The organism is Nonomuraea sp. NPDC049714 (assembly GCF_044465295.1).
Lineage (GTDB): Bacteria > Actinomycetota > Actinomycetes > Streptosporangiales > Streptosporangiaceae > Nonomuraea.
The window spans coordinates 49,408-75,127 of record NZ_JBITLM010000010.1; the positions used below are offsets into that span (position 1 = coordinate 49,408).

A 25,720-nucleotide genomic window follows, 5' to 3' on the forward strand; every position below is an offset into this window, starting at 1 on the left:
CGCACTGCTGCGGCGCACCAGTCGCCAGGTCTGACCACTCACAACACTAGATTCCACCAGACCACAGGGGTAGATCGTGCCGACTTGACCGGTGCCCCCGCGCGATCGCCCACGGTATCTGGGGAAATATCGGGATTCTCACCGACACGCCGGAGCCCGGCGCGCCGGTGAGCAGGTCCCTCAGGAGAAGATGTGGTCCACGACCCTGGCCGTCGCCTTGCCGTCGTCGCGCGGGGCGAAGGTGGCCCGGAAGGTGTCGTAGCGGTCGGCGTGCGCGGCCGCCACCTCATCGATGGAGCGCAGCGCCTCGACCACGTCCGTCGAGGTCGACAGCACCGGGCCGGGCGCGATCTCCGGCAGGTCGACGTACAGGCCCCGCTTGGTGGCGTACTTCGCCAGGTCGTAGCCGTACAGCACGATCGGGCGGCCGGTCACGGCGAAGTCGAACATGACCGAGGAGTAGTCCGTCACCAGCACGTCCGTCACCAGCAGCAGATCCGCGATATCGGGATAAGTGGTGACGTCACGGGCGATGTCGGGGACGGCGGGGGTGGCCTGCATGGGGTGGGCGCGTACCAGCAGCTCGTGGTCCGCGCCGAGCGCCTCGCGGGCCTTGGCCAGGTCGAGCTTGACCATGGCGTTCTTACGGTCGTAGTCGCGCCAGGTCGGCGCGTAGAGGATCACGCGCTTGCCCTCGGCCAGGCCGAGCCGGGCCCGCACCGCCGCCGCCAGCTCGTCCCTGTCGGGCGAGGTGAGGACGTCGTTGCGCGGCAGGCCGCTCTCCAGGACCTCGCCCTGATAGCCGAACGCCTGACGCAGCACCGGCGTGGCCCACGGCGACTGCGACAGCAGCACGTCCCAGCCGCGCACCTCCGCGGCCTGCCGGTGCCAGATCGGCGGGCGGGGGTCGCGGTTCATGTGCGCCTGGTCGTTGCCGATGTGCTTGGCCGGGGTGCCGTTCCAGGTCTGCACGACGACCTGGCCCTCGCGGGAGCGGAACCAGACGGGCAGGAAGGCGTTGGTGACGATGTAGCGGGACCTGGCGAGCGCCGCGTGGTGCTCCCGGCTGCCCGCGCGCACCACGGTCGCCGGGCCCGGCGGGACGAACGCGCCATCCTTGACGATCCAGATGTGCTCACGGTCGTCGCCGCGCCGCAGCCGCTCCTCGTAGACGGCCCGGACGCTGTCGGCGTACAGGCGGCCGTCGTTGACGACGTAGACGGTGGCATCGTTGAGCGGCTCGGTGCGCTGGGCGGGGTAGAAGACGCGCCGCAGCACGTGGGTGCCCGCCACGCCCTTCTCGTCCGCGGGCCGCTCCTCCTCCGACATCACCACGGGCACGTCGAAGCGGGTGGAGATCATCCGGAAGGCGTGGCCGCCGAGGACGCGCGGCTCCTCGTCCAGGGTCTCCAGGGAGGCGTGCTCCATGCGGACCGGGACGATCTCGCCGGACGGGTGGCGCACGGTCATGTTCCAGGTGCCGGACGACAGCGGCACCGACTCGCCGAACCGGTCCATGGCGGCCGGGGTGATCCGTACGGTGAAGTCCTCGCCGGAGCGCTCCATCGGGATCAGGTAGGACAGGCCGGAGCGGTGGCGCAGGGTCAGCGAGCGCGGCCCCGGCGCGTCCGGATAGTCGCCCTTGAGGACGAGCGTCTGCCCCTCCCACACGGCTGAGACGATCACCGGGCGGATCCGGTGCGCGGAGATGACGACGCGGTCGCGCCGGTCGCCGAGCACGGTGATCTCGCGGTCCGCCACGGTCGTCCTGGTGTTGGCCAGATCGCCCAGCATGACGGAGGCCGCGGGGTCGCCCTTGGGCTCGACCCACAGGCGGCGGCCGTCCTTCTCCTGCAGCAGCGCGGGCACCGCCAGGCTGATCAGCACCTCGGTGCCCTTGCCCGAGGGGGTGAACTCGGCGGCGATGCGGTGGCCGCCCAGCCGGGCGTGGCCCTTGGTCACCGCGCGGTCGGGCAGGAAGATCTGCAGCCCGAGGCGGTCCTCGTCGACGGTGACGCCGGTCAGCTCGGCCCGGTTGGGCTGGAGCGCCACCTGCAGGGCGCGGTCGGAGGTCCAGACCGGCCTGGCCCACAGGCCGGACCGCAGCTTGCGGCCGGCGGGACGCTCACTGCGGCCCACGGAGGCGCCGCGCAGCAGGCCGGTGGCCCTGGCGCCGCGGCTCCAGAACACGATCTCGGCGCGCCAGGTGGTGGCGTCGCGCACGGCGGGACGACGGCGCATGCGACGGCGCGCGGCGTGGACGACCCCGCGCACCGCGCCGCGCCAGCGCAGCGCCCACGGGTTGAGCTCCGCGCTGAAGCCGGACCAGTCGTAGTTGCAGCCGGGCTCGCGGGCGGTGTGGGTGGCCTCGGGCGCGAGCACCCGGCGGGTACGCAGCCGCACGGGCGGCAGCCAGCGCGGGCCGCGCAGCACCACGGTCGCCCGGTTGAAGCGGCGGCTGCGGACGGACAGGCCCGCGAGGTAGGCGAAGCCGGTGATGCGCAGCTTGCCGCCGACCCAGACGATGTCGTCGATGTGGGTCACCGGCACCATGTCGGCGCGCTTGAGGCGGTAGAGCTCGGCCGGCAGCTCGTCGCGGAACGGCAGGTCGGCGTACCAGCGCAGGCCCTTGCGGATGCGCTTGGACGGCTCGGCCGCCGCCGCGACGACCTTGGTGAGGGTCTCGCCGTCGACGAGCTCGTCGTCGGGGCGGTGCTCGATCAGGTGGCAGATGAGGCGCCGGGCCACGGGCAGCTCACGCTTGACGCCCGCGTCCACGCCCCCCAGGTAGGGGCGCAGCAAGGTGAGCAGCTCGCGCCTGCGCGCGGCGCCACGCTTGACCGCCAGGTCCATCCGCGCGCCCAGTGGGCCGCTGAGTACCTCGGTGTCGAACGCGGAGTCACGGCCGCCTGGGCCGACCACGCGCATGATGGCGTCGAGTGCTTCGCCGCGATCGCAGAGATCCTGGACCGCCTTGAGGCGGTCGGGGACCGCTTCGCCGCCCGGGCTCTGGGCTGTTACGCCGGTAGCCATCGGGTGGGCACCGCCTTTCGGGCCGCCGTCAGTGTTTCTGCTCATGCTAATAGGAGTCACATGTCAACAAATCGCCCCTAAACCGAAAAAGCAGGTCACGGCGCTTCCTGAAAATCGGCTGAACGCCCATCCCAGCGTGCCTTCCGCATGTCCACCCGCTCACCCCGCAGTGCGGTGCCTTCGGCCCTCCAGTGGGCCAGGCAGCGCGCCTCGTGATCCGGCGCGCCCGTGCCGTCCGCGTGCACCACCCGCCACCAGGGCACACCGCCTCCGTACGTGGACATCACCCGGCCCACCTGCCTCGGCCCGCCCTCGCCCAGATACTCGGCGATGTCGCCGTAGGACATGACCCTGCCGGGCGGGATGCGCTCGACTACTTCGAGCACCGCCTCGGCGAACGGGTTCACGGCGTCCACGCCGCCGGGCCCGCGTCGATCATCTCGTCCAGCTTGCCGATCTCCATCGCGGTGCCGTCGGCCAGCACCTCCACGACCCCGTTGCGCAGCGCGTAGACCTCGCCGTCCTCGCCGACCAGCCTGGCGCCGAGCGCGGCGGCCAGCCGGACGAGTTGCGCCACCTGCCAGTCGGAGCCGGGCTCCCCGATCAGCTGGTCCCGCCATGCGCCCACAGGGTGCGTGCCGCCGCCATGTCTGGCGACGATCTCGTCCGATCCGCGCAGCTCGAAACCGGCCGGCGCGATCGCCCTCGCCAGCTCTCCAAAGGCCAGCGGAGACTCACGAACCACGCGTAGCTCGTATCCCATGACGCGCGACCATAGCGGATCTTTACTGTCTGCGCTGATTGAGCATGACGATCGCCCCGCAGAACAGGATGAGCGCCACCAGAACTCCCCCGCCGTAGAGCCACAGCCGCCACGGATCGGGACCGGGCGCCGACGGCGGCGGCGAGTCCTCCCCCTGCCCGAAGTGCTGGTCGTCCGGCACGGGCAGGGAACGCCGCTCGCCGGCAAGCCGCTCGGCGGCGTTCATCGCGGCCACGGCGTCGACCACCCCGAACCCGCTCCTGTCGTCGTAGCCGGCGGCGGGCCGGCCCCTGGAGCCGGCGGCCAGCGCCTGCGCCACCTGGGCCGGCCGCATGTCGGGATGGCGTGCCTTGATGAGCGCCGCGACCCCCGCCACCAGCGCAGCCGCCGAGCTGGTCCCGTCGGTCACCTCGTAGCCGCCGCCACGCTTGATCACGGGCACCCCGGATCCCGGCGCGGCGACCAGCACGGACAGATTGTCACTGCTGTACGGCGCGACCTTGCTCTGCTTGTCGACGGCGGCCACCCCGACGACCCCCGGGTAGCCGGCGGGGAAGCTCCAGTAGGAGGTGCCCTTCTCCTTGGCGTACTCGCTCTGCCCGTCGTTGCCCACGGCCGCGATGAGCACGACGCCCTTGCCGAGCGCGTAGGAGACGGCCTCGCGCTCGGTGCGCTGCGGGCCGTAGGTGCCGATCGACATGCTGACGACCTGGGCGCCGTGGTCGGCGGCGTAACGCAGCGCCCGGGCCAGCGGGCTCTGCGTCGCGCTTCGCTGGTCCTCCAGCGGCGGGATCGCGTGGAGGTCGGGCTCCTCGTCCAGCGCCAGCGGCAGGGACAGGACGCGGGACTCCGGCGCGACGCCGATCAGGCCGTCGTCGGCGCCGGAGCCGGCGATCAGCCCGGCCATCGCGGTGCCGTGCCTGCCGGGGGCCGCCTGGTCGCGCGCCGAGGACGAGCTCATGTCGGGGCCGACGGTGACGCGGCCGCGCAGCTCCTTGACGCCCTTGTCGACGGCGCTGTCGATGACGGCCACGGTGACGCCCTTGCCCTTGGTGATGGTCCACGCCTGCTCGACGTTGAGCGCGTCGAGCACCCACTGCTGTTTCTCCCTGATGGGCGCCTCGACCGGGGCGTGCAGGGCGAGCATGACGGCGGTCAGCACGCGTACGGCGGTCAGCACACGTTCCCCTGGGTGCAGGGCGGCACCTTGGGCGGGTCCGCGAGGAAGTAGGCGATCTGGTTGCCGACCGACCTGGCCGCCGGCCAGAGCTCGCTGTGCAGGATCTCCTCCGGGGGGATGGCGGCCCTGGTGCGGCCGTCGGCGTAACCCGCGGTGGAGAAGACGAGGTAGGGTCCGGCGCCCACCCAGCCGGTGCGCTGGCGCTGCTGGGCCTGGAACCGTTCGGACACGGTGCCGGGGAAGGCGACGGGCAGCACGCCCACGCGGTCGTCCTGGGTGAGCTCCTCACCGGCGGAGACCCTGGCCTCCTCGTCCTTCAGCACGGCCACGCCTACGGTCATGACGAAGGTGGAGGTCTGGTCGACGTAGGTGGCGCGCAGCATGGTGAGGCAGCCGTGGCCGTCGAGGATCGTGGCGATCGAGGAGTCGACGGCGTTGCGGCAGGTGGTCTCGGGGGCGATGCCGACGCGTCTGGCGTACTGCTGGACGCGGTCGAGCCCGAGGTACTTCACCTCTTCGGGGAAGACGCTCGTGGCGGGCCAGGACTGCCAGCGCCTGGCGATCTCCTCCTGCTTGTAGCGGTTCTGCTCCTCGGGGGTCAGCGGCCGGGACCGGGTCTCCCTGAACAGACCGGCGGTGCCCAGCAGCACGATGACGGCCGACAGGGCCACGATGGTGCCGAGCAACGCCACGAACAGCCGCCGGTAGCGGATGCCCTGCTGGAGCGCTTCGGCCTCGGCCCGCTCCTTGGCGGCCGTCCTGCTCGCGCCGCCGGCCGCAGGCCAGTCGCGCACGCGGGAACCGCGGCCGGTGGCTCCGAGCGGATTCCTCCGTCCCGGCGTGGCTGCTCCCCCGGCGCGTGGCAGACCTGAGGTGGACCTGCGTGCCTTCACCACCGCCTCGTTCCCCGTTCGGCTACGTGTCTAATTCGTCCCCCTTAGATGGCGGATCATGCGTCTTGGCAATTGTGCGCGCGTCGCACTCTCCTGACCAGAGCGAAGATGACCGCCAGCGAGCCCAGGGCGCCCGCGGCCAGCGCCGCGGCGATGGAGCCGTAGGCCATGACATGCTCGCCGTCCCGGTGGACGACCCTGACCGGGCCCGTCGGGCCGCCGCCGAGCGGCCTGGCGGGGTCGTGCGCCTGGCCGGCCGCGGCCGTCACGGTGTGGCGGGCCAGCCTGCCGGCCTCGGCCAGCGCCCTGGCGGCGTTGACGACGCCGAATCCGGTGCCGGTGTCGTAGCCGCCCGGCGGCCTGTCGGTCGCGCTCTCGGCCAGGGCCTGCACCACCAACGGCGGCGACATTTCTGGATATTTCGCTTTTATCAGGGCGACGACTCCCGAGACCAGCGCGGTCGCCTGAGACGTGCCCTTGCCCACCCAGTACCCGCCGTCGGGCCCGGCGCCCATGATGTCGACCCCGGGCGCGGCCACCACGACCGAGGGATTCCGCTTGGAGAACGCCGCCCGCCGCAGCTTCCCGTCCGCCGCCCCCACCGACACCACACCGGGAAAGGACGCCGGATAGGAGAAGGGAGCCGGATAGGAGAGAGGAACGGTCCCGCCGTCCGCGCCCTGGTTGCCCGCCGCCGCCACCAGCACGACGCCCCTGGAGATCGCGTAACGGACGGCCGCGCGCTCCTGCCTGTTCGGCAGTTCCTTGGAGATCGACAGGTTGATCACGTCAGCGCCCTGGTCGACCGCGTAACGGATGCCGTCGGCGACGGAGTTCTCGAACCGCTGGGAGGTGGTGAACTCCTTGAAGCCCGGCTCCTCGTCCTCCAGGATCACCCGCACCGACAGCACCCCCGCCTCGGGCGCGACCCCGATGACGCCGAACCTCCCGTCGGGCCCGTGCCCGTGCCCGGCGATCAGCGAGGCCATGTACGTGCCGTGCATGCGCAGGGGCGGCACCCCCGGCGGGTTCGCGCCGTCGGCGAAGTCCTTGCCCACGGTCACCGAACCGGCCAGATCGCGGTGCCCGGGATCGACGCCGGAGTCCAGCACCGCCACGCTGACGCCCTCGCCCTTGCTGATCCGCCAGGCCGTACGCAGGTCGAGCGCCTCGATCACCTGACGCTGGCCGCGGCGCACCTCGTCGGCGACGGCGGGCGGCGCGTCGAACAGCAACGCCCCCGCCAGCACGGCCACGCCGACCCGGCTCAGCACTGCCGCTCCTCGCTCAGCACTGCCACTCCTTGGCCGAGCAGTCGGGCATCACCGGCGCGCTCAGGTCCGCCAGCACTCGCTCGGAGAGCTCGGTCGCGAAGGCGTAGACGGCCGGACGCTGCTCGCCGGACGTCACGGGCGGCCTGCCGTCGACCTGCCCGGCCGTGGTCAGCACCAGGTACGGGCCCTCCTGCCGTACCGAGCCCGCCTGCCGCACGGCAGGAGTGAAACGGTGGGAGACCGTACCGTGGAAGGCCAGCGGTCGCAGACCGGGCACGGGCTTGCCCGCGCCCGGGAACGCGATCCTGGCGTGGGCGGCGCGCGGCTCGTCGGGCAGCGCGACGACCCCGACGGTGACGAGCACGCCGCGCAGCGCGTCGATGTAGGTGGCGCGGAGCACGGCCCGGCACCCCGCCACGGCCAGCGCCTCGGCCACCTTCGCGTCGACCGAGCCGGCGCAGCCCGTGTCGGGCGAGATGCCGATCCGGCTGGCCCGCTCCCGCCCGCCCTGCTCCGCGGAGTACGGCAGGCTGGCGGGGAAGATGCGCCCGGCCTCCCAGGTGCGCCAGCGCTCGGCGACCTCGCGCTCGGCCGCCGCTCGGAGCTCGGCGGCGCTCGGGCCGCGGGTGAGCTCGGTCCCCGCCTCACCGGCCGCCATCCCGGCGGCCACCGCGCAGACCAAAGTCAGCGCGGAGGCCACCACGAGGGAGGGCCAGAGGCGAGGATTGTCCACAGGATCGACCTTAATGCGGGCGACCCTCCGTCATCCTCAGAAACCGGACCGTTGACGGGATTGGACCGTTCAGGGATTTAGTACTCGGGCAGGCTCGGGTCCACCGTCTTGATCCAGCTCAGCACGCCGCCGCCGACGTGAACGGCATCGGAGAAGCCGGCGTTCTTCACGACCGCCAGCGCCTCCGCCGAGCGCGCGCCCGACTTGCAGTGCAGCACGATGCGCTTGTCCTGCGGGAGCCGCTCCAGCGCGGATCCGTTGAGGAACTCACCCTTGGGGATCAGCGTGGCGCCGGGGATGGAGACGATCTCGTACTCGTTGGGCTCGCGCACGTCGACGAGGAAGATGCTCTCGCCGCCGTCCTGCATCGCCTTGAGCTCCTGAGCGGTGATCGTCGAACCGGTGGCGGCCTCGGCGGCCTCGTCGGAGATCGCGCCGCAGAACGCCTCGTAGTCCTCCAGCAGCTCGGTGACCGTGGGGTTCTTGCCGCACAGCACGCACTCGGGGTCCTTGCGGACCTTGACGTCGCGGTACTTCATCTCCAGGGCGTCGTAGATCATCAGCCGGCCGACCAGCGGGTCACCGATGCCGGTGAGCAGCTTGATGGCCTCGTTGACCTGGATCGAACCGATCGAGGCGCAGAGCACGCCCAGCACGCCGCCCTCGGCGCACGAAGGGACCATGCCGGGAGGCGGGGGCTCGGGGTAGAGGCAGCGGTAGCAGGGGCCGTGCTCGGCCCAGAAGACGCTCGCCTGGCCGTCGAAGCGGTAGATCGAGCCCCAGACGTACGGCTTGCCGAGCAGCACCGCGGCGTCGTTCACCATGTAGCGGGTGGCGAAGTTGTCGGTGCCGTCGACGATGAGGTCGTAGCCGGAGAAGATCTCCATGACATTCTCGGTGGTCAGCGTCGCGTTGTGCACCACGACGTCGATCAGGGGGTTGATCTCGCGGACTGACGCGGCGGCACTCTCGGCCTTGAGCCGGCCCACGTCGGACTGACCGTGGATGACCTGGCGCTGCAGGTTGGACTCGTCGACGACGTCGAAATCGATGATCCCGAGCGTGCCGACACCTGCCGCGGCGAGGTAGAGCAGCGCGGGCGACCCAAGGCCGCCGGCGCCCACACACAGCACCTTGGCGTTCTTCAGCCGCTTCTGCCCGGCCATCCCCACGTCAGGGATGATCAGGTGGCGCGAGTAGCGGCGCACTTCGTCGACAGTAAGTTCGGCGGCCGGCTCGACCAGCGGTGGCAACGACACTTTCAACGCTCCCGTTTCAGGGGTCTTATCTCTCAGTGAAACCTAGCCGGGCAGTGGGGCATTCCCCAATCGTGTCTCACTGATCAGACGGCGCGCCTCGATGGCCACGACCTGCGGCAGCTCCATCATCGCCACGTGCCCCGCCCTGGGCAGCAGCACCAGCCTGACCTGACGGAACGAGCGGGCGGCCTTGGCGGCCATGGCGGGCCGCACCAACCGGTCGTGCCGGCCGTGGATGATCAAAGTGGCCGCCTGGACCTGCTCCGCCTGCCGCCACAGGTTGTCCTCGCCACGGCGGAAGTACTCGGCCACGATGCCCCTGGCCGAGCCGATCATCGCGGCGGCCGCGTGCGGCACGGAGTCGCGCCGGCGCAGCTCCTCCACCGCGTCACGCAGCCGCACCGGGTGCACCGCGCGGGCGTTGGCCCAGACCATGCTGAAGGAGGCGTTGATCCGCTGCTCGGCCGGGACCAGCCTGAGCCTGTCGGCCACCCACTCGCCCAGCCGCGGCGTGGCGGCCGCCGCCACCCGCACCGGCCCGTACCGGGGCAGCAGGTCGGGCAGCGCGGGCGAGATGAGCGTCAGCGAGCGGACCAGGTCGGGGCGGGTGGCGGCGACCCTGACCGAGATCGCACCGCCCAGCGAGTTGCCGAACAGATGGGCGGGCCCGATGCGCTCCAGGAGACCGATCACCGCGGTGGCGTGCGCGGCGACGCTGTAGTCGCCGTCGGCGGGCTCGGGTGAGAAACCCGCTCCGGGCAGGTCGATGGCGTGCCCGGTGACCTCGTCCCTCAGCTCTTCCATCAGGTCGGTCCAGTTGGTCGCCGAACCGGCCAGGCCGTGGACGAACACCGCCTGCTCGGCGGCGCCCTTCGGGGTGGACCTGACGTGCACCGGACCGATCATGCGTCCTGGCCAGTGGGGGACCGGCTCCGCCATCGTCTGCTCCTCTCCGTCACCTGAGCGTCCCGCTGCCGGGACCGTGGCACCGGGTCTCGGTCTTCGGCGCGGTACGTACCAACCATACGAAAGACGGGGAGGGCGGGGCGCTGGTGGCGGGGAGTGCCGGCCGTCGGACCGGGGCTCTGCCGTCGGCCGTGATCCCGATTCGGACATATCAGCTTATTTCCATTTATGGATATCTAAACGATCTCATGACTTTCCAACTATGGATAAAGGCTACTGATCGTCGTTTGTGGCCTTCGAGATCGGAGAACATGACAACCAGATGGCAGATGGGTGGCGGTAGCGGCACTTGGCGTCGGCTCGTAGGAAGTGCGGGACACCCTTGAGGGCGAAAGATGGCGGAGCTCGGACACGGTGGCATCTTTCCCGAGGCGGCGCGTGCCCTTTAGTCGGTCAGCACTGATTACGACATGCTCGGACAAGTCGCAGTATTGCGGTGGATGTCATTCAATGTAAGCAATAAAGCCGTTGCTCTACGGCAAAATAGCACAGACACAGTTTACTTCTCTCCTGTCCAGGAAATGCCATTAAATGGGTGGTTGGTTAGCCACCCAGGATGTTTTCCGGTAATCCGGAAAAGTCTGGAACGGACCATCAAATCATTCAGGGGGAACGCAATGCCCAAGCTCAAGGGTGTTATCGCGGGAGTCGCCATCAGCACGGCACTGGCCGGCGGCCTGGTCGGCATGAGCGTGTTGACCACCACGGCGAGCGCCGTCGCCAGCGCGCCTGTCCTCACCGGCGACACCTGCAAGAACGACCATCACTTCCGGCACTTCCACCGGCGCGAAGTCACCATCAAGATCGAGAACCGCAACTGCACCAACAACGTCAACAGGAACGACGAGACCGAAGAGGACGAGACCGGGGACGTCACCGACTGAGGCTTCCACTCGGCCCCGGCTTCGGCCTCGGTCCGGCCGCCGGTCGAACCAACCGGGCACGCGCCGATGAGGCACGCGAATGAGTGTCCGTATTCACCGGGTGGTCCATGGACGACGCCCGGCGAATACGGGCACTCGGCCCGGCTCCATATTCGGCTCGATCTCCGTACGCCATTCAGACCGTCATTCACAAGATCAGACCGTCATTCACAAGAAAGGCTCGCCTGGCTCGCCAGGGGGGCCTTTTGCCATGCCCGCTCTGCTTTCTGCACGCTGAGGCTTCGCCATTTATCGGGGCGGATCTTGATGAATGCAATGAAAATGCTATTACGGAGCAAAGCCGGACAGTAGCCGGTTTGTCCGCCACCGAGCCAGGAAATATACACGATGCGGATGACATATAGCAGTTATTCGCAACAGTTCCCGGTAATCCGGAAACATCAGAACGGGGCAACCGATCCTTTTAGGGGGAAAAGCAATGCCCATGCTCAAGAGTCTTCTCGCAGGTGTCGCCATCAGCTCGGCGCTGACGGGTGGCGCGGTCACCGTGGGCGCGATGACCTCGGCGGCCAACGCCGAGACCGCTGTCAGCACGAGCTCGTCCGTCCTGGCTTCGGGCTGCGGGCACCGCCACCACTGCGGCTGGGGCTGGGGCGGCCACTGGGGTCACCGCCACCACCGCCACGGCCACGGCAAGGTTCGTGTGAGGGTGCACGTGCACAACAACAACCACACCAATAACACCAACGACAACCGTCGCGACATCGATGTCACGCCCAACAACGGTGGCAACGGCGGCGGCAACGGCGGCGACGACGGCGAATGACCAAGGATCACGCGTCAGCTTGAGCCTGAGTCGAACATCCAAGGGTCATAGGGTTGCATCTGCGATGAACTCCTAGCACCTGGATAAGTGCCCGTATTCGATGGACCGCGGCTCCTCACCGAGCAGCGAACTTCATCCATCGAATACGGGCATTCGACCTTCCCCACATCCCCCTCGTCCCGTGCCCTCTCCCAGCGCCAGAGCAAGGCGATTAACGGTGACCCCGGCCACTCGCATCGCCGGCTGCTTCTCCGCATCGACGGGCTCGGCCATGGAGCCGCCGGCCGGGACCAAGCACACAGTCCTGTGCACCGCCGGACCCCCAGTCACGATCACGGACGACGGCGCGCAATCCCACACCTTCCGCCCACCTGCACCGCCACGTCCACTCCCCTGAGGCCCCCGGTAGCGCCCCGTGCATGACCAGTCGGCCGACACAGCACCGCCGCCGGCCGATCCCGCCCTTCGGCAGAAACCGTGCGGGCCTCGTCTCGGCCATCGGCAGACCCGGCACGTTCCCAGCGCCTCGGGCGACTCCCCGAAGCCATCGCCGCACCCCGCACCTCCGCCACGTCCACGGCGAAGGCACAGCGTTCGTCGCCCAGCACGAAGACCAAGGTCCCGTCGATGTCGTCCAGGATCCAGCGACGCTATCCAGCCGGGTTCACCGGCCTCCTCGCTCAGGAACGCGTCCTCCGGCCGCCCAGCCGGCAGTACCCGACGCACCTCCTCCTTCACGGGCAGGTCAGCCTCGGTCACACCACCGAACCGTCGGCCTTCTGCCGTTGGGTGAGATCCGGTACGCGCCCGACGTGACGCAGGCCCAGGCCGTTGCCGGCAAAGGGCGGCTCGAAGGGCAAGGGCAAGGTCATCCAGCGTACCGATGATGATGTCGCACCAACTCAGCTGGGAGCTGACCCAGCCAGGCTTCTATGGGGCCTTGAGGCTCGGATCGGCGAGGGTCGCGCCAGGTGGGCGGCCAATTCTGTACTGCCTGTCGTCCGGGATCAGATGTTCGGCGCGGAGACAGATCCTGTCGACGCCGCTCGATCTGACGTGGCGCGACCGGGGATCCGCCGTGGTGCCAGGGGGCGACTCCTGGGAATGCCGGGGGGTGTCCCTATGTGGGGTTGGCCAAGCCGCGCGGAGCCGTTGACACCGCATGGGCGGTGGGGGCGACAAGGTCTTGCTCTGGCCCGTCAGGTGTCGCGCTCGGGCCGTTCGGGATTGTGCTGAAGCCGTTCGGGGGCGGCATTCAGGGCAGGGGTGCCGGCTTCCATCTCGTGATTTTGCAACGCCGAATGCCCGTATTCAAACGGTGCATGTCGCTGTTCGATGAAAAGCGACGTCACCCTCGAATACGGGCACCCATGCAGGCGCTCGACTTCATCGCATTGATGAAACCCTATGGCATTCAGATATGCAACACAGGTTCAAGCTGAAGCGTGCTCCCATTCAGCTTCGGCGGTCAGAAGTCGTCGCCGTTGGCGACCTGGCGGTTGTCGTTGTGGTTGTTGTTGTGGTTGTTGTTGTGCACGTGCAGTTTGATGCGGATCTTCTGGCGACCGTGGTGGTGACGGTGGTGCCGCCAGTGGCCGCAACCGCAGCGGCGGTGGCGCCAGCAGCCCGAGCCGGCGAGGACGGACGTGCCGGCCTTTACGGTGGTGGCCGCGTTGGCGCTGGTTGCGGTGGTCATCGCGCCCAGACTGACTGCCCCCCCAGTCAGCGCCGTACTGATGGCGACTCCTGCGATAACACTCTTGAGCTTGGGCATTGCGTTTCCCCCTAAAGGATCGGTTGCCCCGTTCTCGACATTTCCGGATTACCGGTACTGTCTCGGATGGCCGTTAACGAGTCATCCGTGAAAAGTCATTTCCGGGAGAGGGGGCAAATAAACTGGAATGACCCCATTTTGCTATACCCCAAGAACCTTATTGCTTGCATTAAGCATTTATCAAATGAAATGCTGCGATTTGTCCGATTATGTCCCGCCCAACGATCTACTCGCCTCAGACAGCAAGACCTCAAGATCGCGTCCCCAAGGCTCACCCACCACAAGATCACCAAAGGGCCTGACACCCGCACGATCATCGAAGCGCCGAGGTGGCTCGGGTGGAGGTGAGTTGATCTGTTCCGGGCCAGGGTCGGTCTCGCAAGCCAGCCGATCGCCTTCGGCGTGCTGGTGAGCTCGTGAGCCGTCGAATGATGCGGTCACAAGCCGCCTCGACCATAAGAAGAGCACCGACCGAAACCGCCGGCCCAAGCACCAGCAGTCTCAGGCGCGACCAGTCTCCGGCGCCAGGCGCCTGAGCGATGACGAAGCCCGTCCCAAGCCGGCCAAGCCCGACAGCGATGCCCGGCAGTCCGTACGCCTGGCCAAGCCCATCAGGGCGTCCTTCCAGCCCTCGTTGAAGCCGGCACACCCCGCAGCACAACTACGGACCCGCCTGTCGTACGACCACCCATCAGCACCCAGGGCGTGCACAAAACCGCCAGCACGCCCACCGCACACTGACCGCCGCAGCACAAATCGCCGCACACCCGACGCCCCGACCGCCGCCACGCGAGCGCCACGACGCCCGCCGCACGCCCAACCGCTACGCCCACCGCACACGAATGCCAGAACGCAGGCCGTACACACAGATCAGCACGCAGGCCGTACACAGATCAGCACGCGGGCTGTACCCACAGGTCAGCACGCCCGCGCTCGCGCCGGCAGCGCGCCGTACACAGCCGTGTTCAAAGGTCAGCACTCGCGCCGTACCGACAACTGACGGCACCTCTCGGTTGCTCGCCGCGATTCACGCGGCGCACGCCAGTCCTGCGGCCCAAGCGCACGTACACCAGGCGAACGGCGGGCGGCGGGCGGCGGGACGAGAGTGGCAACACCGAGCACGCGGGCCAAGCCGCCTTCACAGTGCCGGAAACGGCGGGACGAGCCGCCGTGACAAAGGCGGCACGGCGGGTCCAGCCATCCTGACAAGGGCGGGCGCACCGGACCGGACCGCCGCGACGAAGGCGGGCGCGGCGGGACGAGTCAACCTGGCAAACACAGGCACGGCCGGGCCGCCCTGACAGGGGCTGGGGTGGCAGGGGTGTTCAGGCGGACTTGCGGGTCTTGCGCTTGGGGGCCGCTTCCTTCTCCTTGGTGTCCTTCGACGCCGTCGACTTGGCGGCAGCGGCCTTGGACGCCGCCTTCTTCGGCTTGGCGGCCTCGCCGTCGCGTTCGCGCTTGGCCGCCTCGACGCTCGCCCGCAGCGCGGCCATGAGGTCGACGGCCGGGCCGGCCTCCTCCTCACCCTCCGGCGGCGCGATGACCTCCTTGCCCGCGACCTTGGCCTCGATCACCTCTTGCAGGGCCTCGCGGTAGGTGTCGTGGTACTCGGTCGGGTCGAAGTCGGACTCCATCGTGGTGATCAACGACTCGGCCATCTTGAGCTCCTGGGCGCGTACCTCGATGTCCTCTTCGAGGAACTCGAAGTCGGGCTTGCGGATCTCGTCGGGCCAGAGCATGGTCTCCAGCACGAAGACGCCGTCGCGTACGCGCAGGGTGGCGAGGGACTCGCGCTGGCGCAGGGCGACCTTGACCACCGCGACCTGGCCGGAGCTCTCCAGCGCGTTACGCAGCAGCACGTACGGCTTGGCGCCCTGGGCGTCAGGTTCGAGGTAGTACGACTTGGCGAAGTAGATGGGGTCGATCTGCTCGGCGGGGGCGAACTGCAGGACGTCGATCCTGCGTGAGGTGCTGAGCGGCAGGCCTTCGAAGTCCTCGTCCGTCAGCACCACCATCTCGCCGGTCGCCAGTTCGTAGCCCTTGGCGATGTCGGCGTAGGGGACCTCTTCGCCGTCCATCGTGCAGACCCGCTTGTAGCGGATCCTGCCGCCGTCGTCGCGGTGCACCTGATGGAAGCTGACGTCCTTCTGCTCGGTCGCCGAGTAGAGCTTGACCGGGATGGTGACCAGCCCGAAGGAGATCGCACCTTTCCAGATGCTGCGCATGGGCACTCCTCAGCGGTAGCGGGCGGGTCGCTAATGGGCACATACCCGTCATGGTGCAAGCAATGCCACACCCCCTCGAACCAATGCTGGCCGTACCTGGGGAACTACCGTCCGATCGCGAGCGGTACGGCCTGGAGGTCAAGTGGGACGGCATCAGAGCCCTCATGCACCTGGACGACGCGCTCAAGGTCACGGGGAGGCACGGCGCCGACTACACCCGCAAATACCCCGAAATTTCGGGGTTCGCCATCAAAAATGCGGTCATCGACGGCGAGGTGGTGGCTCTGGACCCCCACGGCAAGCCCAGTTTCGTACGGTTGCAGCACCGGATGCACCTGACCGATCCCGAACCGTTGATCGTGGACCGCTACCCGGTCACCTACGTCCCCTTCGACCTGCTCTACCTGGATCGCATGTCCCTGTGCGACCTGCCCTACCAGGACCGGCGCGCCCTGCTCGACGAGCTGGACATCGGCGCCCCGCCGTACTTCCCCGGAGACAGCGACCTGCTCTCCGCCACCCACGAGCAGGGCCTGGAAGGCGTCGTCGCCAAGCGCCTCGACTCGCCCTACCGGCCGGGCGTGCGCTCCCCCTCCTGGGTCAAGGTCAAGAACCTGAGCACGACGGAGGTGGTGATCGGCGGCTGGAAGCCCGGCAAGGGCCGCCGGGCCGCCGGGATCGGCTCGCTGATCATGGGCGTGTTCACGTCGCGGGGGCTGACGTACGTCGGACACGTCGGCACCGGCTTCACCGACGAGGTCCTCAACCTGTTGTACGCGATCCTGCGCCCGCTGGAGATCCCCCGCAGCCCCTTCCACAACCCGGTTCCGTGGCGTAATCGATGGGTTAGACCGGATCTGGTCGGGGAGGTGGCCTACACCATGTGGACGGACGAGCAGAGGTTGCGCCACCCCGTGTGGCGGGGCCTGCGTCCGGACAAACTCCCTTCGGAGGTAAGGAGGTAGGGCTGTGACGAGCGAGGTGAGCCCGGCCCGATGAGCAGGGCGAAGGTTCCGGTCAAGGTCGACGGGCGCGAGCTGACGCTGAGCAACCTGGACAAGGTGCTCTATCCGGAGGTCGGATTCGCCAAGGCCGAGGTCATCGACTACTACAGTCGCATCGCGCCGGTTCTGCTGCCGCACCTCGACGGCAGACCCCTGACCGTCAAGCGCTACCCGAACGGTGTCGAGGGCGCCAGCTTCTTCGAGAAGAACGCCCCCGAGCACACGCCCGAGTGGGTGCGCAGGGTCCGGCTGCCCGTGCCCGGCAGCACCAAGAACCGCGAGACCATCGACTTCGCCATCGTCGAGGACCTGCCGACCCTGGTCTACTACGCCAATCTCGCCGCCCTGGAGCTGCACGTGCCGCAGTGGCGGGTGTCCGCCGAGGGCGAGGCGCTGCCGCCCGACACGCTGGTGTTCGACCTGGACCCCGGCCCGCCCGCGACGATCGTGGAGTGCTGCGAGGTGGCCCTCATGCTGCGCGCGGTGCTGGCGGACGACGGGCTCACCGCCAGGCCGAAGACCAGCGGCAGCAAGGGCATGCAGCTCTACGCCGACTGGGACGGCCGCGACGAGGCGTCGGCGTACGCCAGGCGGCTGGCCCAGATGCTCGCGAAGGAGCATCCCGAGCAGGTGCTCAGCGTGATGACCAGGAAGCTGCGACCGGGCAAGGTGTTCATCGACTGGAGTCAGAACAATCCCGCGAAGACCACCGTGGCCCCCTACTCACTGCGGGCCAGGGCGCACCCGACGGTGTCGACCCCGCTGCTGTGGAAGGAGGTGGAAGCCTGCGAGAACCCCGAGGATCTGGTGTTCACCACGTCGGACGTGCTCGCCAGAGTGGATGAGCACGGCGACCTTTTCACCCGGGCGTAGGCTGGACGCGTCCACACGTAGAGGGGGACCAATGTCGGAGATGGACATACGCGGGGACGAAGGACATTTCGCCGAGGGCGAGGAGCTGTCCATGGAGGCTCCGGAGGCCGACGCCGCCGAGCAGCAGCGCCAGCTCGGCGAGGGCGAGACCCAGGCACGCCGGGAGACCCCGCTCGAAGTGGACCCGGCCGACGCGGCGGAGCAGGACCGGGTGGTCGAGCTCGATGATGACGACTATCGCTGAGACGTCGACTCCCCACACATAGGATGTCGGCACGAACCGTACGAGCCCATGGAGACCCGCGTGACCGCTACCCCGGACGCCAAGCCCCGGGGCACCCGGCTGCCCCGACTCGCCCGCCGCCGGCAGCTGCTCAGCGCGGCACAGGAGGTCTTCGTCGAGAACGGCTATCACGCGGCCGCCATGGATGAGATCGCCGAGCGGGCGGGCGTCAGCAAGCCGGTGCTCTACCAGCACTTCCCCGGCAAGCTTGAGCTCTATCTGGCGCTCCTCGACCTGCACGTCGAGGACATGGTCTCCCGGTGCCGCGAGGCGCTGGCCTCCACCCACGAGAACAAACTGCGCGTCCAGGCGACGTTCAGCGCGTTCTTCGACTTCGTCTCCACCCAGGGCGAGGCCTTCCGCCTGGTCTTCGAGTCCGATCTGCGCAATGTGGCGCCGGTGCGGCAGATGGTCGAGCGGTCGCTGAGCGAGTGCGCGGAGATGGTCAGCGCGGTGATCCAGGAGGACACCGGCTGCACCAGCGACGAGGCTCACCTGCTGGGGGTCGGGCTGGTCGGCATGGCCGAGGTGAGTGCCCGCTACTGGGTCACCACCCACGGCTCCATCCCCAAGGACGCGGCCGAGCAGCTCATGGCCCGGCTGGCCTGGCGGGGCATCAGCGGTTTTCCGCGTACGGCATAACCCGTTCGCTGGCCGCGATCAGCGGCGTTTTTCCACCGTTCGGCAGCCACGATGGGATGAGCCAGCCCCGTCGAAAGGGAGCATGATGGAAATCAAGATCGGCGTGCGTTCCGTGCACCGTGAGCTCGTTGTCGAGACCGACCTGTCAGCCGACCAGGTCGAAGAGGAGATCAGGAAGGCCCTCGCAGCCGATCGGGGGGTGTTCGCCATCACCGATGTGAAGGGCAGGCGCATCGTGGTGCCGGTCTCGTCACTCGGATTTTTGGAGATCGGTGAGGACGAGACCCGCCCCGTAGGCTTCGGCGGCACCCTCTAGCGCGTCCGGCTTGGCCGGGCCTCAGCAATCCTCGTGGGGCTCGCCAAGCTGGTGCTCGCCGAGCCGGCAGCCACGGGGCCGCCGGCGGCGGAGAAGGACATTTCGCTTGGGTTCGGTCGGACAGTCCGCGCTTCCCCTGCGCAGTACGGCGCGCGAAGTCCAGCGATTCGGCCCACATCTGGTCAAGGAACTGCCATAGCGGCGCGAGGCCCTCATACCACGCACCGTACAACCGTTGCGGGCCCGCGCGCCGCACGATGCCGGACGACGGTCGGCCGGAGGTCTCAGAGGATCTCCGTCGCCGCGCGGAGCAGCGCCGGAAGATCTCCGCCGCCGCGCGGAGCAGCGCCGCTCCTCGGTCGACGGCCCAGAAGCCAGAAGAGGGTCTCAGAGTCCCAGCGCGGCCATCCGCTTGCCGTGCTCCTCGGTGAGCGCGGCGAACAGCCGGGAGATCTCCGCCTGGTCGTCGTCCCCCGACCGCACCAGCAGCCCGGCCAGCTCGGGCCGGGCCGCCGCGACCCGCTGCCCCTGGCTGAGCGCCTCGCCGACGAGCCGCCGCGCCCACAGAGCCAGCCGTCCGCTCGCCACCGGATCGGCCGCCACGCCCGCCCTGACCCGCTCCACGGCGAAGCCCGCCCGGCCCTCGTCCGCCAGCACCTCGTCCACCAGCTTCGCGATCGACGGCTCCAGCCGCCTGGCCGCCTCCCGGTAGAAGTCGAGGGCGATGCCCACCCCCACGTATGCTTTGACCAGGGCCTGCAGCCAGTCGGCCGGTCTGGTCTGGGTGTGCCAGGCGTCGAGCGCCTCGGCGAAGGGCCGCATCGCCTGCTCGGGATCGACTCCCAGCTCGTTGAGCCGGTCGCGGAGCAGCCGGAAGTGTGCGTACTCCGCCACGGCCAGCTCGCTCAGCGCGGCGCGGTCGGCCAGTGAGGGTGCCAGGTGCGCGGCGTCCTCGGTCATCCTCGTGAATGCGCTGAGCTCGGCATAGGCCAGAACGCCGAGCAGGTCGGCGACCCCAGGGGACTCGTTCATGCCTCGCAGCGTACTTGGCGAAATCTTCGGGAACATATCTGAGCTCGGCCAACGTTGTGGTATCGAGTACACTGCTCTGTGAAAGTGCGACCGCACTGTGTTAATTCGGGGGAATCTCCCCCGATAACCCCCGCTCCCCGGGTGCGCGGTCGCTGATGACGCGAGAGGGCTGGCTCTACCGCGAGGACCCAGGCACGGGGATTCATTTCCGCCCGTCGGTCCCGGCAGGCCCGCCTTCATTTGAGACTGAGGCAGGCCACGCTGACGACTTTCCGAGACCTCGGAGTCACACCAGAAATCGCCGATGCCCTCGAGACCGAGGGCATCACGACACCGTTTCCGATCCAGGAGATGGCTCTCCCGCTCGCCCTGAGCGGCCAGGACCTCATCGGTCAGGCCAGGACGGGCACGGGGAAGACCCTCGCGTTCGGCATCCCGATGCTGCAAGGCATCGGCAAGCCACGCAAAAACCGCAAGAAGCCGCGCGGGCTGGTCGTCGTGCCGACCCGCGAGCTGGCCGTGCAGGTCAGCGAAGACCTGGTCACCGCCGCGGGCAAGCTCGGTTCCCGAGTGCTGACCGTGTACGGAGGCCGCGCCTACGAGCCGCAGATCGAGGCGCTCAAGGCCGGGGTCGACGTCATCGTCGGCACTCCCGGCCGTCTGCTCGACCTGGTCAAGCAGAAGCACCTGGACCTGAGCCAGATCAACAGCCTCGTGCTCGACGAGGCCGACCGGATGCTCGACCTGGGCTTCCTGCCCGACATCGAGCGGATCTTCAAGCTGGTCCCGGCCGAGCGCCAGACGATGCTGTTCTCGGCGACCATGCCGGGCGAGATCGTCGGGCTCTCCCGCAAGTACCTCAACCGTCCCACCCGGGTGCGCGCCGACGTCGAGGAAGGCGACGGCGACACCCCGCCGCAGACCCGGCAGATCGTCTGGCGGGCGCACCGGATGGACAAGATCGAGATCGTCGCCCGGCTGCTGCAGGCCGAGGGCCGCGGGCTCACCATGGTCTTCTGCGAGACCAAGCGGGCCTGTGACATGGTCTCGGAGCAGCTCGACACGCGTGGATTCGCGGTCGCGGCCGTCCACGGCGACCTCGGTCAGGGCCAGCGTGAGCAGGCTCTGCGCGCGTTCCGGCACGGCAAGATCGATGTGCTGGTCGCCACCGACGTGGCCGCCCGGGGGATCGACGTCGACGACGTCACCCACGTGGTCAACTACGACTGCCCGGCCGATGACAAGGCCTACGTGCACCGCATCGGCCGCACCGGCCGGGCCGGACGCACCGGCATCGCGGTCACGTTCGTGGAGTGGGAGGAGCTGACGCGCTGGAAGATGATCAACCAGACGCTCGGCCTCGACTTCCCCGACCCGGTGGAGACCTACTCCACCTCACCGCACGTCTACACCGAGCTCAGCATTCCCGAAGGCACCAAGGGCGTGCTGCCGCGCGCCAACCGCTCACGGGCGGGCCTGTCGGCGGAGCAGGTGGAGGACCTCGGCGAGACGGGTCGGCCCCGCGTACGCAGTGCAGTGCGTGGAGGACAGCGCCGTGACGAGCGTGAGGAGCGGGAGCGTCCCGCTCGCGCGCCACGCCAGCGCCGCCGCACCCGCGGCGGCAAGCCCGCCGACGAGGCCGTCCTCGTCGAGACGCCGGAGGTCGAGCCCGTGAACGGTCGCTCCCGCAGTCAGGCGGAGACGCCCGCGATCATCTCAACGGATGAGGTGGAGACGGTGGCCGCCGAGCCGCGCCGCCGCACCCGCCGCACCGCTCCGGCGCAGGCCGCGCCGGTCGTCGACAACGTGGAGCCCGCCGGCGAGCCGGTCGTGGACCCTGTTGTGGACTCAGTTGTGGACAACGGCCCGGTGTCCGAGCCGGCCACCGCACCCAAGCCCATCATGGAGGCCACCCCGGTGACCGAAACAGCGACAGAGCAGGCCGCAGTGCAGACCACTGTGCAGGCTCCCAGCTTCCTGTCCACGCCGGAGCCCCCGGCCCGCAAGGAGCCGGAGCGGATCATTCCGGCCAGCCCGTTCTCGGTGATCTTCCAGTCGCCGGACCTGGCGACGGACGACGACGACATCGCCCCGTCCGCCGCCACCGAGCGCAAGCAGCAGCGCCGCCAGCCGCGTGGCGGCGGCGTCGGCGGTGGCGGCAACCGCCGCCGCACGGGCTGAGCACAGGATGAGCGCAGGCTGAGCACAGGCTGAGCACAGTCATGAAGGCGCGCACCGCACCCGCGGTGCGCGCCTTTCGCTTGTACGCCACCAGCTCCGGCATTACTCACATTTCGCCCAAAACCGCACCGGTGTGGTCCGTTCACCGGTGTTGACGCGCTGGGCTCTGGGTATTGTTGCCCCACGTGAGTACGCCGCGATTCCTGCACCTGCCTCCTGGCGTTGCACCCCGGAAGATCGAAACGCCCCAGGGCATGTTCGCGGCCCTTGAGGCGTTGCCCGTGAGCGGCGTGGTGGAGCGCTGGCCCGCGCTCATGGTGCCCGGCCTGACGGGGAGCAAGGAAGACTTCATCGCGGTCCTGCAGACCCTGGCCCAGTCGGGCCGCCGTGTGCTGGCCGTCGACCTGCGCGGCCAGTACGAAACGCCGGGCGGCGACGATCCGGTGGCCTACACCTGCGCGGCGCTCGGCGCCGACATCGACGTGCTGGCCCAGGAGATCGGCGACGGCGAGCCGGTCCACCTGGTGGGCCACTCCTTCGGCGGGCTGGTCTCGCGCGAGGCCGTCATCGACGGGCGCACCAAGTTCGCCTCGTTCACGCTGATGAGCTCCGGTCCCGCCGCCATCGCGGGCAAGCGCGCGGACCATGCCAGAAGGATGATGCGCGACATCCCCGAGCTGGGGCTCGACCATGTGTGGCACGCCGGCTTCGAGCCGGAGGCGCTGGCCAACGGGGTGCCGGACGACATCATCGCCTTCCTGCGCAAGCGCCTGCTGTCCAACTCCCCCACGGGCCTGCGGTGCATGGCCGAGCAGGTGGTCACCATGCACGACCGCGTCGACGAGCTGCGTCAGGTCGAGCTCCCCACCCTGGTGCTGTACGGCGAGCACGACGACGGCTGGCCGGCCGAGACGCAGTCGGAGATGGCCGCCAACCTCAACGCCGAGTGCGTGGTGGTGCCGGGCGCCGTGCACTCCCCCTCGGTGGAGGCGCCGGAGACGACGGCGGCGGCGCTCGTCAGGTTCTGGAACGCCGCCGAAACTCACTTCATGGACACCAGGCCCATCCCCCTGTGAACCGCGCGGGTCACTCGGCGAGCGCGTCCCAGGGGCGGCGCTCGGGGGCCGCGGCCTGCCCCTCGGGGCAGTGGCGGCGGAAGTCGCACCAGCCGCAGATCGGGCCGGGGTTGGGCGCGAGGAGAGCGTCGAGCTCTTCGGGGATCCGCGCGGGCCCCACGGAGGGCCTGTCCTCACGCGAGCCGTGGGACGCCCCAGAGGGGCCTCTGGCGCCCTGAGCCGCCGTGGGGGCACCAGCGCCACCCGCCGTGCCGGAGCGGCCGCCAGCGGCTCCTGAGGGCCGCCGGGTCCTGGCGGCCGGAGGGCCCATGACCTCTCGGTAGCGTTCGTCGGCGGCGGAGGCCTCCAGGGCGATCTCCTCCGCACGCGCCAGGTGACGGCCGAGCGACTCGTCCGTGTGGCGCCACTCGACGATCTCGCCGGTGGGCAGGTGGTGCAGCTCGACGGCGCGGGCGGGGGTGCGCATCATCCGGGTCGCCGCGACCGCGTAGATCGCCAGCGCGAGCGAGGAGCGCGCGTCGTCCTGGGTCAGCGGCCGCCGCCCGGTCTTGTAGTCGACGACCACCAGCTCGTCCCCGCGCCGGTCGAGGCGGTCGATGCGACCGGAGACCGCGATGACGCTGGTGCGGGTGGCCACGGTGCGCTCGACGCCGACGGGATCATCCGACGGATCTAAAGTGGCGACATATCCGGACACCAGGTCACGGGCACGCCCGAGCCACTCAGCCGACTGCTGAGCGTCCCTGAACCCCTCCCCGATCCACCCGTTGGTCAGCAGGATGGCCGCCGTCAACGGTGTACGCCGCTCGTACGGCTCTCGCCACCAGGCCGCCAGCGCGTTGTGGACGCTCGCCCCCACGCTGTTGTGCGCCCAGCCCGGACCCTTGGACGGCTGCGGCCGGTCCAGATAGCTGAACCGGTAACGGCGCCTGCAGTCGAGCCAGGCGTTCAACCGCGACGGCGTGCACGAGTAGAGCCGCCGCGGCATCCCTTCCAGCGGGAGCTGGTCCTGCACCCTATTCGTCGCCCGCGTTGAGCTTGATGCCGGAGATCTTCGTGCCGTCGGAGAGCGGGCCCTCGGCGGCGGGCTCGGCCGCGGTGCGGGTCAGCGAACCCGAGATCCAGTCGTCGAAGTGCGGCTCCAGGTCGCCGACCGTCACCTCGTCACCGTGGGACGCCAGCACGCGCGTCTCCGCGGGCAGTGTGAACAGCCGCCCGCCGATCGCGGTCAGCTGGTCGGCCAGGCGGGGATACTCGCCGCCGAGCTTGCCCGGCCCGTCGGCCTGCAGCGTCTTGCCGGAGAAGACGGCCCCGAGCCCCTCGCAGTAGAGGGAGACCCCGCCGGGCGTGATGCCGGGCGTCTCCATGACGTCGAGCTGGACGTCGGCGACACCGAAGATGCCGTCGTCCTCCATGTCGATGTCGGGCCACGTCTCCGACCAGGTCTCCCGCCAGAGCGGCTTGTCCTTGGGGTGGAGGGCGATGACGGCCTCGTCCCTGCTGGCCACCTCGATGGCCGCGCCGACGTGGTCGGGCAGGCCGTGGGTGCAGATCACGGCGAGCACCTCGCGCTCGCCGACCTGCTCGAGGATCTTGTCGGCGTCACGCGCCGGGTCGATGACGATCACCTCGTCGTCGTCGCCGATGATCCAGGTGTTGTTCTCGACCTTGTATTCGACGTCGTCGATGTCGACGACGCCCTCGGTCACCACTCGCTCGATACGCGCTGTCACGCTTCCGAACTCTAGTCCGTCTGGGTGAATGAGCGAATCACGTTCGCGACATGCCGCCGCGCGATCCGGATCTGGCCGGTCCTAGTCCTCCAGCCTCGGCGAGAACGCCCCGAAGGGCACGTCGAGGTCGTGGTCGCGCAGGTCGAGCAGGCTCAGGTCGCCCAGCCCGATGAGACATCCCGCCTCCGCCGGCCAGGCGATGGTCCACAGCCAGTTGCCGAGCGCCTCACCGGCGTAGACGGCCCGGTCGGGCGCGCCGCCCACGCACCACAGCGGCGTCGGGTGGCCGAGCACCTCGATCTTGGCGTTCGGCGGCCCGGAGTCGAATCCCTCGCCGGGATCGGGCCCGTCCAGCCCGGCGAACGCGGCGCCGAGCCCCACGCCCGGCTCCTCGGCGATGATCAGCAGGTCGGCGGGGCCGTGCAGGAGCGCCGGCCCGGACAGGGCGACCACGCTGGCCCGGCCTCCCCGGTGCTCGTCGCCCACCTCGCCGAAGCCCGTCACCAGCCAGCCGGCGGGCAACGGCCAGGGCAGCCACACCGGCAGCAGGGAGTTCTTTCGCATGGCCTCCACCGCCGCCTGCGACGGCGGCCAGGGTGGCTGATAGGGCAGGACGTCACCGTGCGCGTCGCATCGCCATGCGCTCAACGCACTGGGCCCGTGAAGCGGGCCAAAACACCGCGGGCAGGTCGGAGCCGCTCTCACAGCTACCCACGGTGCTTCCTCGCCCACCGCCCCGTCAAGGGCACTGCCCGTTATCTCGTCGTAAT

25 protein-coding genes are annotated in these 25,720 nt (G+C 69.4%); 9 read left to right on the forward strand and 16 right to left on the reverse strand.

The window, feature by feature from the left end; genetic code table 11:
• Positions 1-180: 180 nt before the first annotated feature.
• The 9 genes from ACIBQX_RS33485 to ACIBQX_RS33525 form a co-directional block, all read right to left on the reverse strand.
• A complete protein-coding gene (locus tag ACIBQX_RS33485; RefSeq protein ID WP_397011635.1) occupies positions 181-3,033 on the reverse strand; it encodes a CDP-glycerol glycerophosphotransferase family protein in 2,853 nt (950 codons plus the stop codon).
• A gap of 95 nt (positions 3,034-3,128) precedes the next feature.
• Positions 3,129-3,449: an MGMT family protein gene (locus ACIBQX_RS33490; RefSeq protein WP_397011637.1), complete on the reverse strand. Its 321-nt coding sequence runs from the start codon at positions 3,447-3,449 to the stop codon at positions 3,129-3,131.
• A complete protein-coding gene (locus ACIBQX_RS33495; RefSeq protein WP_397011639.1) occupies positions 3,437-3,796 on the reverse strand; it encodes a hypothetical protein in 360 nt (119 codons plus the stop codon). The genes ACIBQX_RS33490 and ACIBQX_RS33495 overlap by 13 nt, the downstream gene beginning before the upstream one ends.
• 22 nt (positions 3,797-3,818) lie before the next feature.
• Positions 3,819-4,976: a S8 family serine peptidase gene (locus ACIBQX_RS33500; protein ID WP_397011641.1), complete on the reverse strand. Its 1,158-nt coding sequence runs from the start codon at positions 4,974-4,976 to the stop codon at positions 3,819-3,821.
• The gene (locus ACIBQX_RS33505; RefSeq protein ID WP_397011643.1) at positions 4,970-5,770 is read right to left on the reverse strand and encodes a hypothetical protein; all 801 of its coding nucleotides are present in this window, start codon (positions 5,768-5,770) and stop codon (positions 4,970-4,972) included. The genes ACIBQX_RS33500 and ACIBQX_RS33505 overlap by 7 nt, the downstream gene beginning before the upstream one ends.
• 155 nt (positions 5,771-5,925) lie before the next feature.
• The gene (locus ACIBQX_RS33510) at positions 5,926-7,143 is read right to left on the reverse strand and encodes a S8 family serine peptidase (RefSeq protein ID WP_397011645.1); all 1,218 of its coding nucleotides are present in this window, start codon (positions 7,141-7,143) and stop codon (positions 5,926-5,928) included.
• A gap of 13 nt (positions 7,144-7,156) precedes the next feature.
• Positions 7,157-7,876 carry a hypothetical protein gene (locus ACIBQX_RS33515; RefSeq protein ID WP_397011646.1) on the reverse strand — a complete coding sequence of 240 codons (720 nt, stop codon included), beginning with the start codon at positions 7,874-7,876 and terminating at the stop codon, positions 7,157-7,159.
• A 77-nt stretch (positions 7,877-7,953) separates the two neighbouring features.
• A complete protein-coding gene (gene moeZ / locus ACIBQX_RS33520; protein WP_397011648.1) occupies positions 7,954-9,135 on the reverse strand; it encodes an adenylyltransferase/sulfurtransferase MoeZ in 1,182 nt (393 codons plus the stop codon).
• A 42-nt stretch (positions 9,136-9,177) separates the two neighbouring features.
• Entirely contained in the window at positions 9,178-10,074 is an 897-nt protein-coding gene (locus ACIBQX_RS33525; RefSeq protein WP_397011650.1) for an alpha/beta fold hydrolase, read from the reverse strand.
• Positions 10,075-10,718: 644 nt separating this feature from the next.
• Here ACIBQX_RS33525 and ACIBQX_RS33530 point away from each other — a divergent pair.
• Both ACIBQX_RS33530 and ACIBQX_RS33535 read left to right on the forward strand, forming a co-directional pair.
• Positions 10,719-10,985, forward strand: coding sequence for a hypothetical protein (locus ACIBQX_RS33530; protein WP_397011652.1), 267 nt, complete (start codon positions 10,719-10,721; stop codon positions 10,983-10,985).
• Positions 10,986-11,469: 484 nt separating this feature from the next.
• The gene (locus ACIBQX_RS33535) at positions 11,470-11,811 is read left to right on the forward strand and encodes a hypothetical protein (RefSeq protein ID WP_397011654.1); all 342 of its coding nucleotides are present in this window, start codon (positions 11,470-11,472) and stop codon (positions 11,809-11,811) included.
• A gap of 1,199 nt (positions 11,812-13,010) precedes the next feature.
• Here ACIBQX_RS33535 and ACIBQX_RS33540 read toward each other — a convergent pair.
• From ACIBQX_RS33540 to ACIBQX_RS33550, 3 genes are all read right to left on the reverse strand, one after another.
• Positions 13,011-13,163: a hypothetical protein gene (locus ACIBQX_RS33540; protein ID WP_397011656.1), complete on the reverse strand. Its 153-nt coding sequence runs from the start codon at positions 13,161-13,163 to the stop codon at positions 13,011-13,013.
• A gap of 116 nt (positions 13,164-13,279) precedes the next feature.
• Positions 13,280-13,507 carry a hypothetical protein gene (locus ACIBQX_RS33545; RefSeq protein ID WP_397011657.1) on the reverse strand — a complete coding sequence of 76 codons (228 nt, stop codon included), beginning with the start codon at positions 13,505-13,507 and terminating at the stop codon, positions 13,280-13,282.
• A gap of 1,403 nt (positions 13,508-14,910) precedes the next feature.
• Positions 14,911-15,810, reverse strand: coding sequence for a Ku protein (locus tag ACIBQX_RS33550; protein ID WP_397011659.1), 900 nt, complete (start codon positions 15,808-15,810; stop codon positions 14,911-14,913).
• A gap of 83 nt (positions 15,811-15,893) precedes the next feature.
• Here ACIBQX_RS33550 and ligD (ACIBQX_RS33555) point away from each other — a divergent pair, with 83 nt between their 5' ends.
• The 5 genes from ligD (ACIBQX_RS33555) (at position 15,894) to ACIBQX_RS33575 (ending at position 18,928) form a co-directional block, all read left to right on the forward strand.
• Positions 15,894-16,775, forward strand: a complete 882-nt coding sequence (gene ligD, locus ACIBQX_RS33555) for a non-homologous end-joining DNA ligase (RefSeq protein ID WP_397011661.1) — start codon at positions 15,894-15,896, stop codon at positions 16,773-16,775.
• Positions 16,776-16,805: 30 nt separating this feature from the next.
• Complete coding sequence (ligD, locus tag ACIBQX_RS33560) at positions 16,806-17,687, forward strand: non-homologous end-joining DNA ligase (protein ID WP_397011663.1); 882 nt, start codon at positions 16,806-16,808, stop codon at positions 17,685-17,687.
• A 31-nt stretch (positions 17,688-17,718) separates the two neighbouring features.
• Entirely contained in the window at positions 17,719-17,931 is a 213-nt protein-coding gene (locus tag ACIBQX_RS33565; protein ID WP_397011665.1) for a hypothetical protein, read from the forward strand.
• Between the two features lie 60 nt (positions 17,932-17,991).
• Complete coding sequence (locus ACIBQX_RS33570) at positions 17,992-18,612, forward strand: TetR/AcrR family transcriptional regulator (protein ID WP_397011667.1); 621 nt, start codon at positions 17,992-17,994, stop codon at positions 18,610-18,612.
• An 82-nt stretch (positions 18,613-18,694) separates the two neighbouring features.
• On the forward strand, positions 18,695-18,928 hold the full coding sequence (locus tag ACIBQX_RS33575) for a DUF3107 domain-containing protein (protein WP_308112994.1): 234 nt from the start codon (positions 18,695-18,697) through the stop codon (positions 18,926-18,928).
• Positions 18,929-19,315: 387 nt separating this feature from the next.
• Here the strand turns inward: ACIBQX_RS33575 and ACIBQX_RS33580 are convergent, their stop codons facing one another.
• Positions 19,316-19,960, reverse strand: a complete 645-nt coding sequence (locus tag ACIBQX_RS33580) for a ferritin-like fold-containing protein (protein ID WP_397011669.1) — start codon at positions 19,958-19,960, stop codon at positions 19,316-19,318.
• A 351-nt stretch (positions 19,961-20,311) separates the two neighbouring features.
• Here ACIBQX_RS33580 and ACIBQX_RS33585 point away from each other — a divergent pair, with 351 nt between their 5' ends.
• Together ACIBQX_RS33585 and ACIBQX_RS33590 are read left to right on the forward strand one after the other, a co-directional pair.
• On the forward strand, positions 20,312-22,141 hold the full coding sequence (locus ACIBQX_RS33585) for a DEAD/DEAH box helicase (protein WP_397011671.1): 1,830 nt from the start codon (positions 20,312-20,314) through the stop codon (positions 22,139-22,141).
• 185 nt (positions 22,142-22,326) lie between these two features.
• Complete coding sequence (locus ACIBQX_RS33590) at positions 22,327-23,217, forward strand: alpha/beta fold hydrolase (RefSeq protein ID WP_397011673.1); 891 nt, start codon at positions 22,327-22,329, stop codon at positions 23,215-23,217.
• Positions 23,218-23,227: 10 nt separating this feature from the next.
• Here ACIBQX_RS33590 and ACIBQX_RS33595 read toward each other — a convergent pair whose 3' ends face one another.
• The 3 genes from ACIBQX_RS33595 to ACIBQX_RS33605 all read right to left on the reverse strand — a co-directional run bounded on the left by ACIBQX_RS33595 (position 23,228) and on the right by ACIBQX_RS33605 (position 25,682).
• Complete coding sequence (locus ACIBQX_RS33595) at positions 23,228-24,232, reverse strand: RecB family exonuclease (protein ID WP_397011675.1); 1,005 nt, start codon at positions 24,230-24,232, stop codon at positions 23,228-23,230.
• A 1-nt stretch (position 24,233) separates the two neighbouring features.
• Positions 24,234-24,950, reverse strand: a complete 717-nt coding sequence (locus tag ACIBQX_RS33600) for an MBL fold metallo-hydrolase (RefSeq protein ID WP_397011677.1) — start codon at positions 24,948-24,950, stop codon at positions 24,234-24,236.
• A gap of 81 nt (positions 24,951-25,031) precedes the next feature.
• Positions 25,032-25,682: a DUF6758 family protein gene (locus ACIBQX_RS33605; RefSeq protein ID WP_397011679.1), complete on the reverse strand. Its 651-nt coding sequence runs from the start codon at positions 25,680-25,682 to the stop codon at positions 25,032-25,034.
• Positions 25,683-25,720 lie beyond the last annotated feature (38 nt).

Coding starts and splice junctions, on each gene's coding strand:
- ACIBQX_RS33525 (WP_397011650.1), bottom strand. CDS start 10,074: ATGGCGGAGCCGGTCCCCCACTGGCCAGGACGCATGATCGGTCCGGTG.
- ligD (WP_397011661.1), top strand. CDS start 15,894: ATGCTGGCCGTACCTGGGGAACTACCGTCCGATCGCGAGCGGTACGGC.
- ACIBQX_RS33550 (WP_397011659.1), bottom strand. CDS start 15,810: ATGCGCAGCATCTGGAAAGGTGCGATCTCCTTCGGGCTGGTCACCATC.
- ACIBQX_RS33575 (WP_308112994.1), top strand. CDS start 18,695: ATGATGGAAATCAAGATCGGCGTGCGTTCCGTGCACCGTGAGCTCGTT.
- ACIBQX_RS33495 (WP_397011639.1), bottom strand. CDS start 3,796: ATGGGATACGAGCTACGCGTGGTTCGTGAGTCTCCGCTGGCCTTTGGA.
- ligD (WP_397011663.1), top strand. CDS start 16,806: ATGAGCAGGGCGAAGGTTCCGGTCAAGGTCGACGGGCGCGAGCTGACG.
- ACIBQX_RS33585 (WP_397011671.1), top strand. CDS start 20,312: ATGGCTCTCCCGCTCGCCCTGAGCGGCCAGGACCTCATCGGTCAGGCC.
- ACIBQX_RS33565 (WP_397011665.1), top strand. CDS start 17,719: ATGTCGGAGATGGACATACGCGGGGACGAAGGACATTTCGCCGAGGGC.
- ACIBQX_RS33485 (WP_397011635.1), bottom strand. CDS start 3,033: ATGGCTACCGGCGTAACAGCCCAGAGCCCGGGCGGCGAAGCGGTCCCC.
- ACIBQX_RS33530 (WP_397011652.1), top strand. CDS start 10,719: ATGCCCAAGCTCAAGGGTGTTATCGCGGGAGTCGCCATCAGCACGGCA.
- ACIBQX_RS33535 (WP_397011654.1), top strand. CDS start 11,470: ATGCTCAAGAGTCTTCTCGCAGGTGTCGCCATCAGCTCGGCGCTGACG.
- ACIBQX_RS33580 (WP_397011669.1), bottom strand. CDS start 19,960: ATGAACGAGTCCCCTGGGGTCGCCGACCTGCTCGGCGTTCTGGCCTAT.
- ACIBQX_RS33545 (WP_397011657.1), bottom strand. CDS start 13,507: ATGACCACCGCAACCAGCGCCAACGCGGCCACCACCGTAAAGGCCGGC.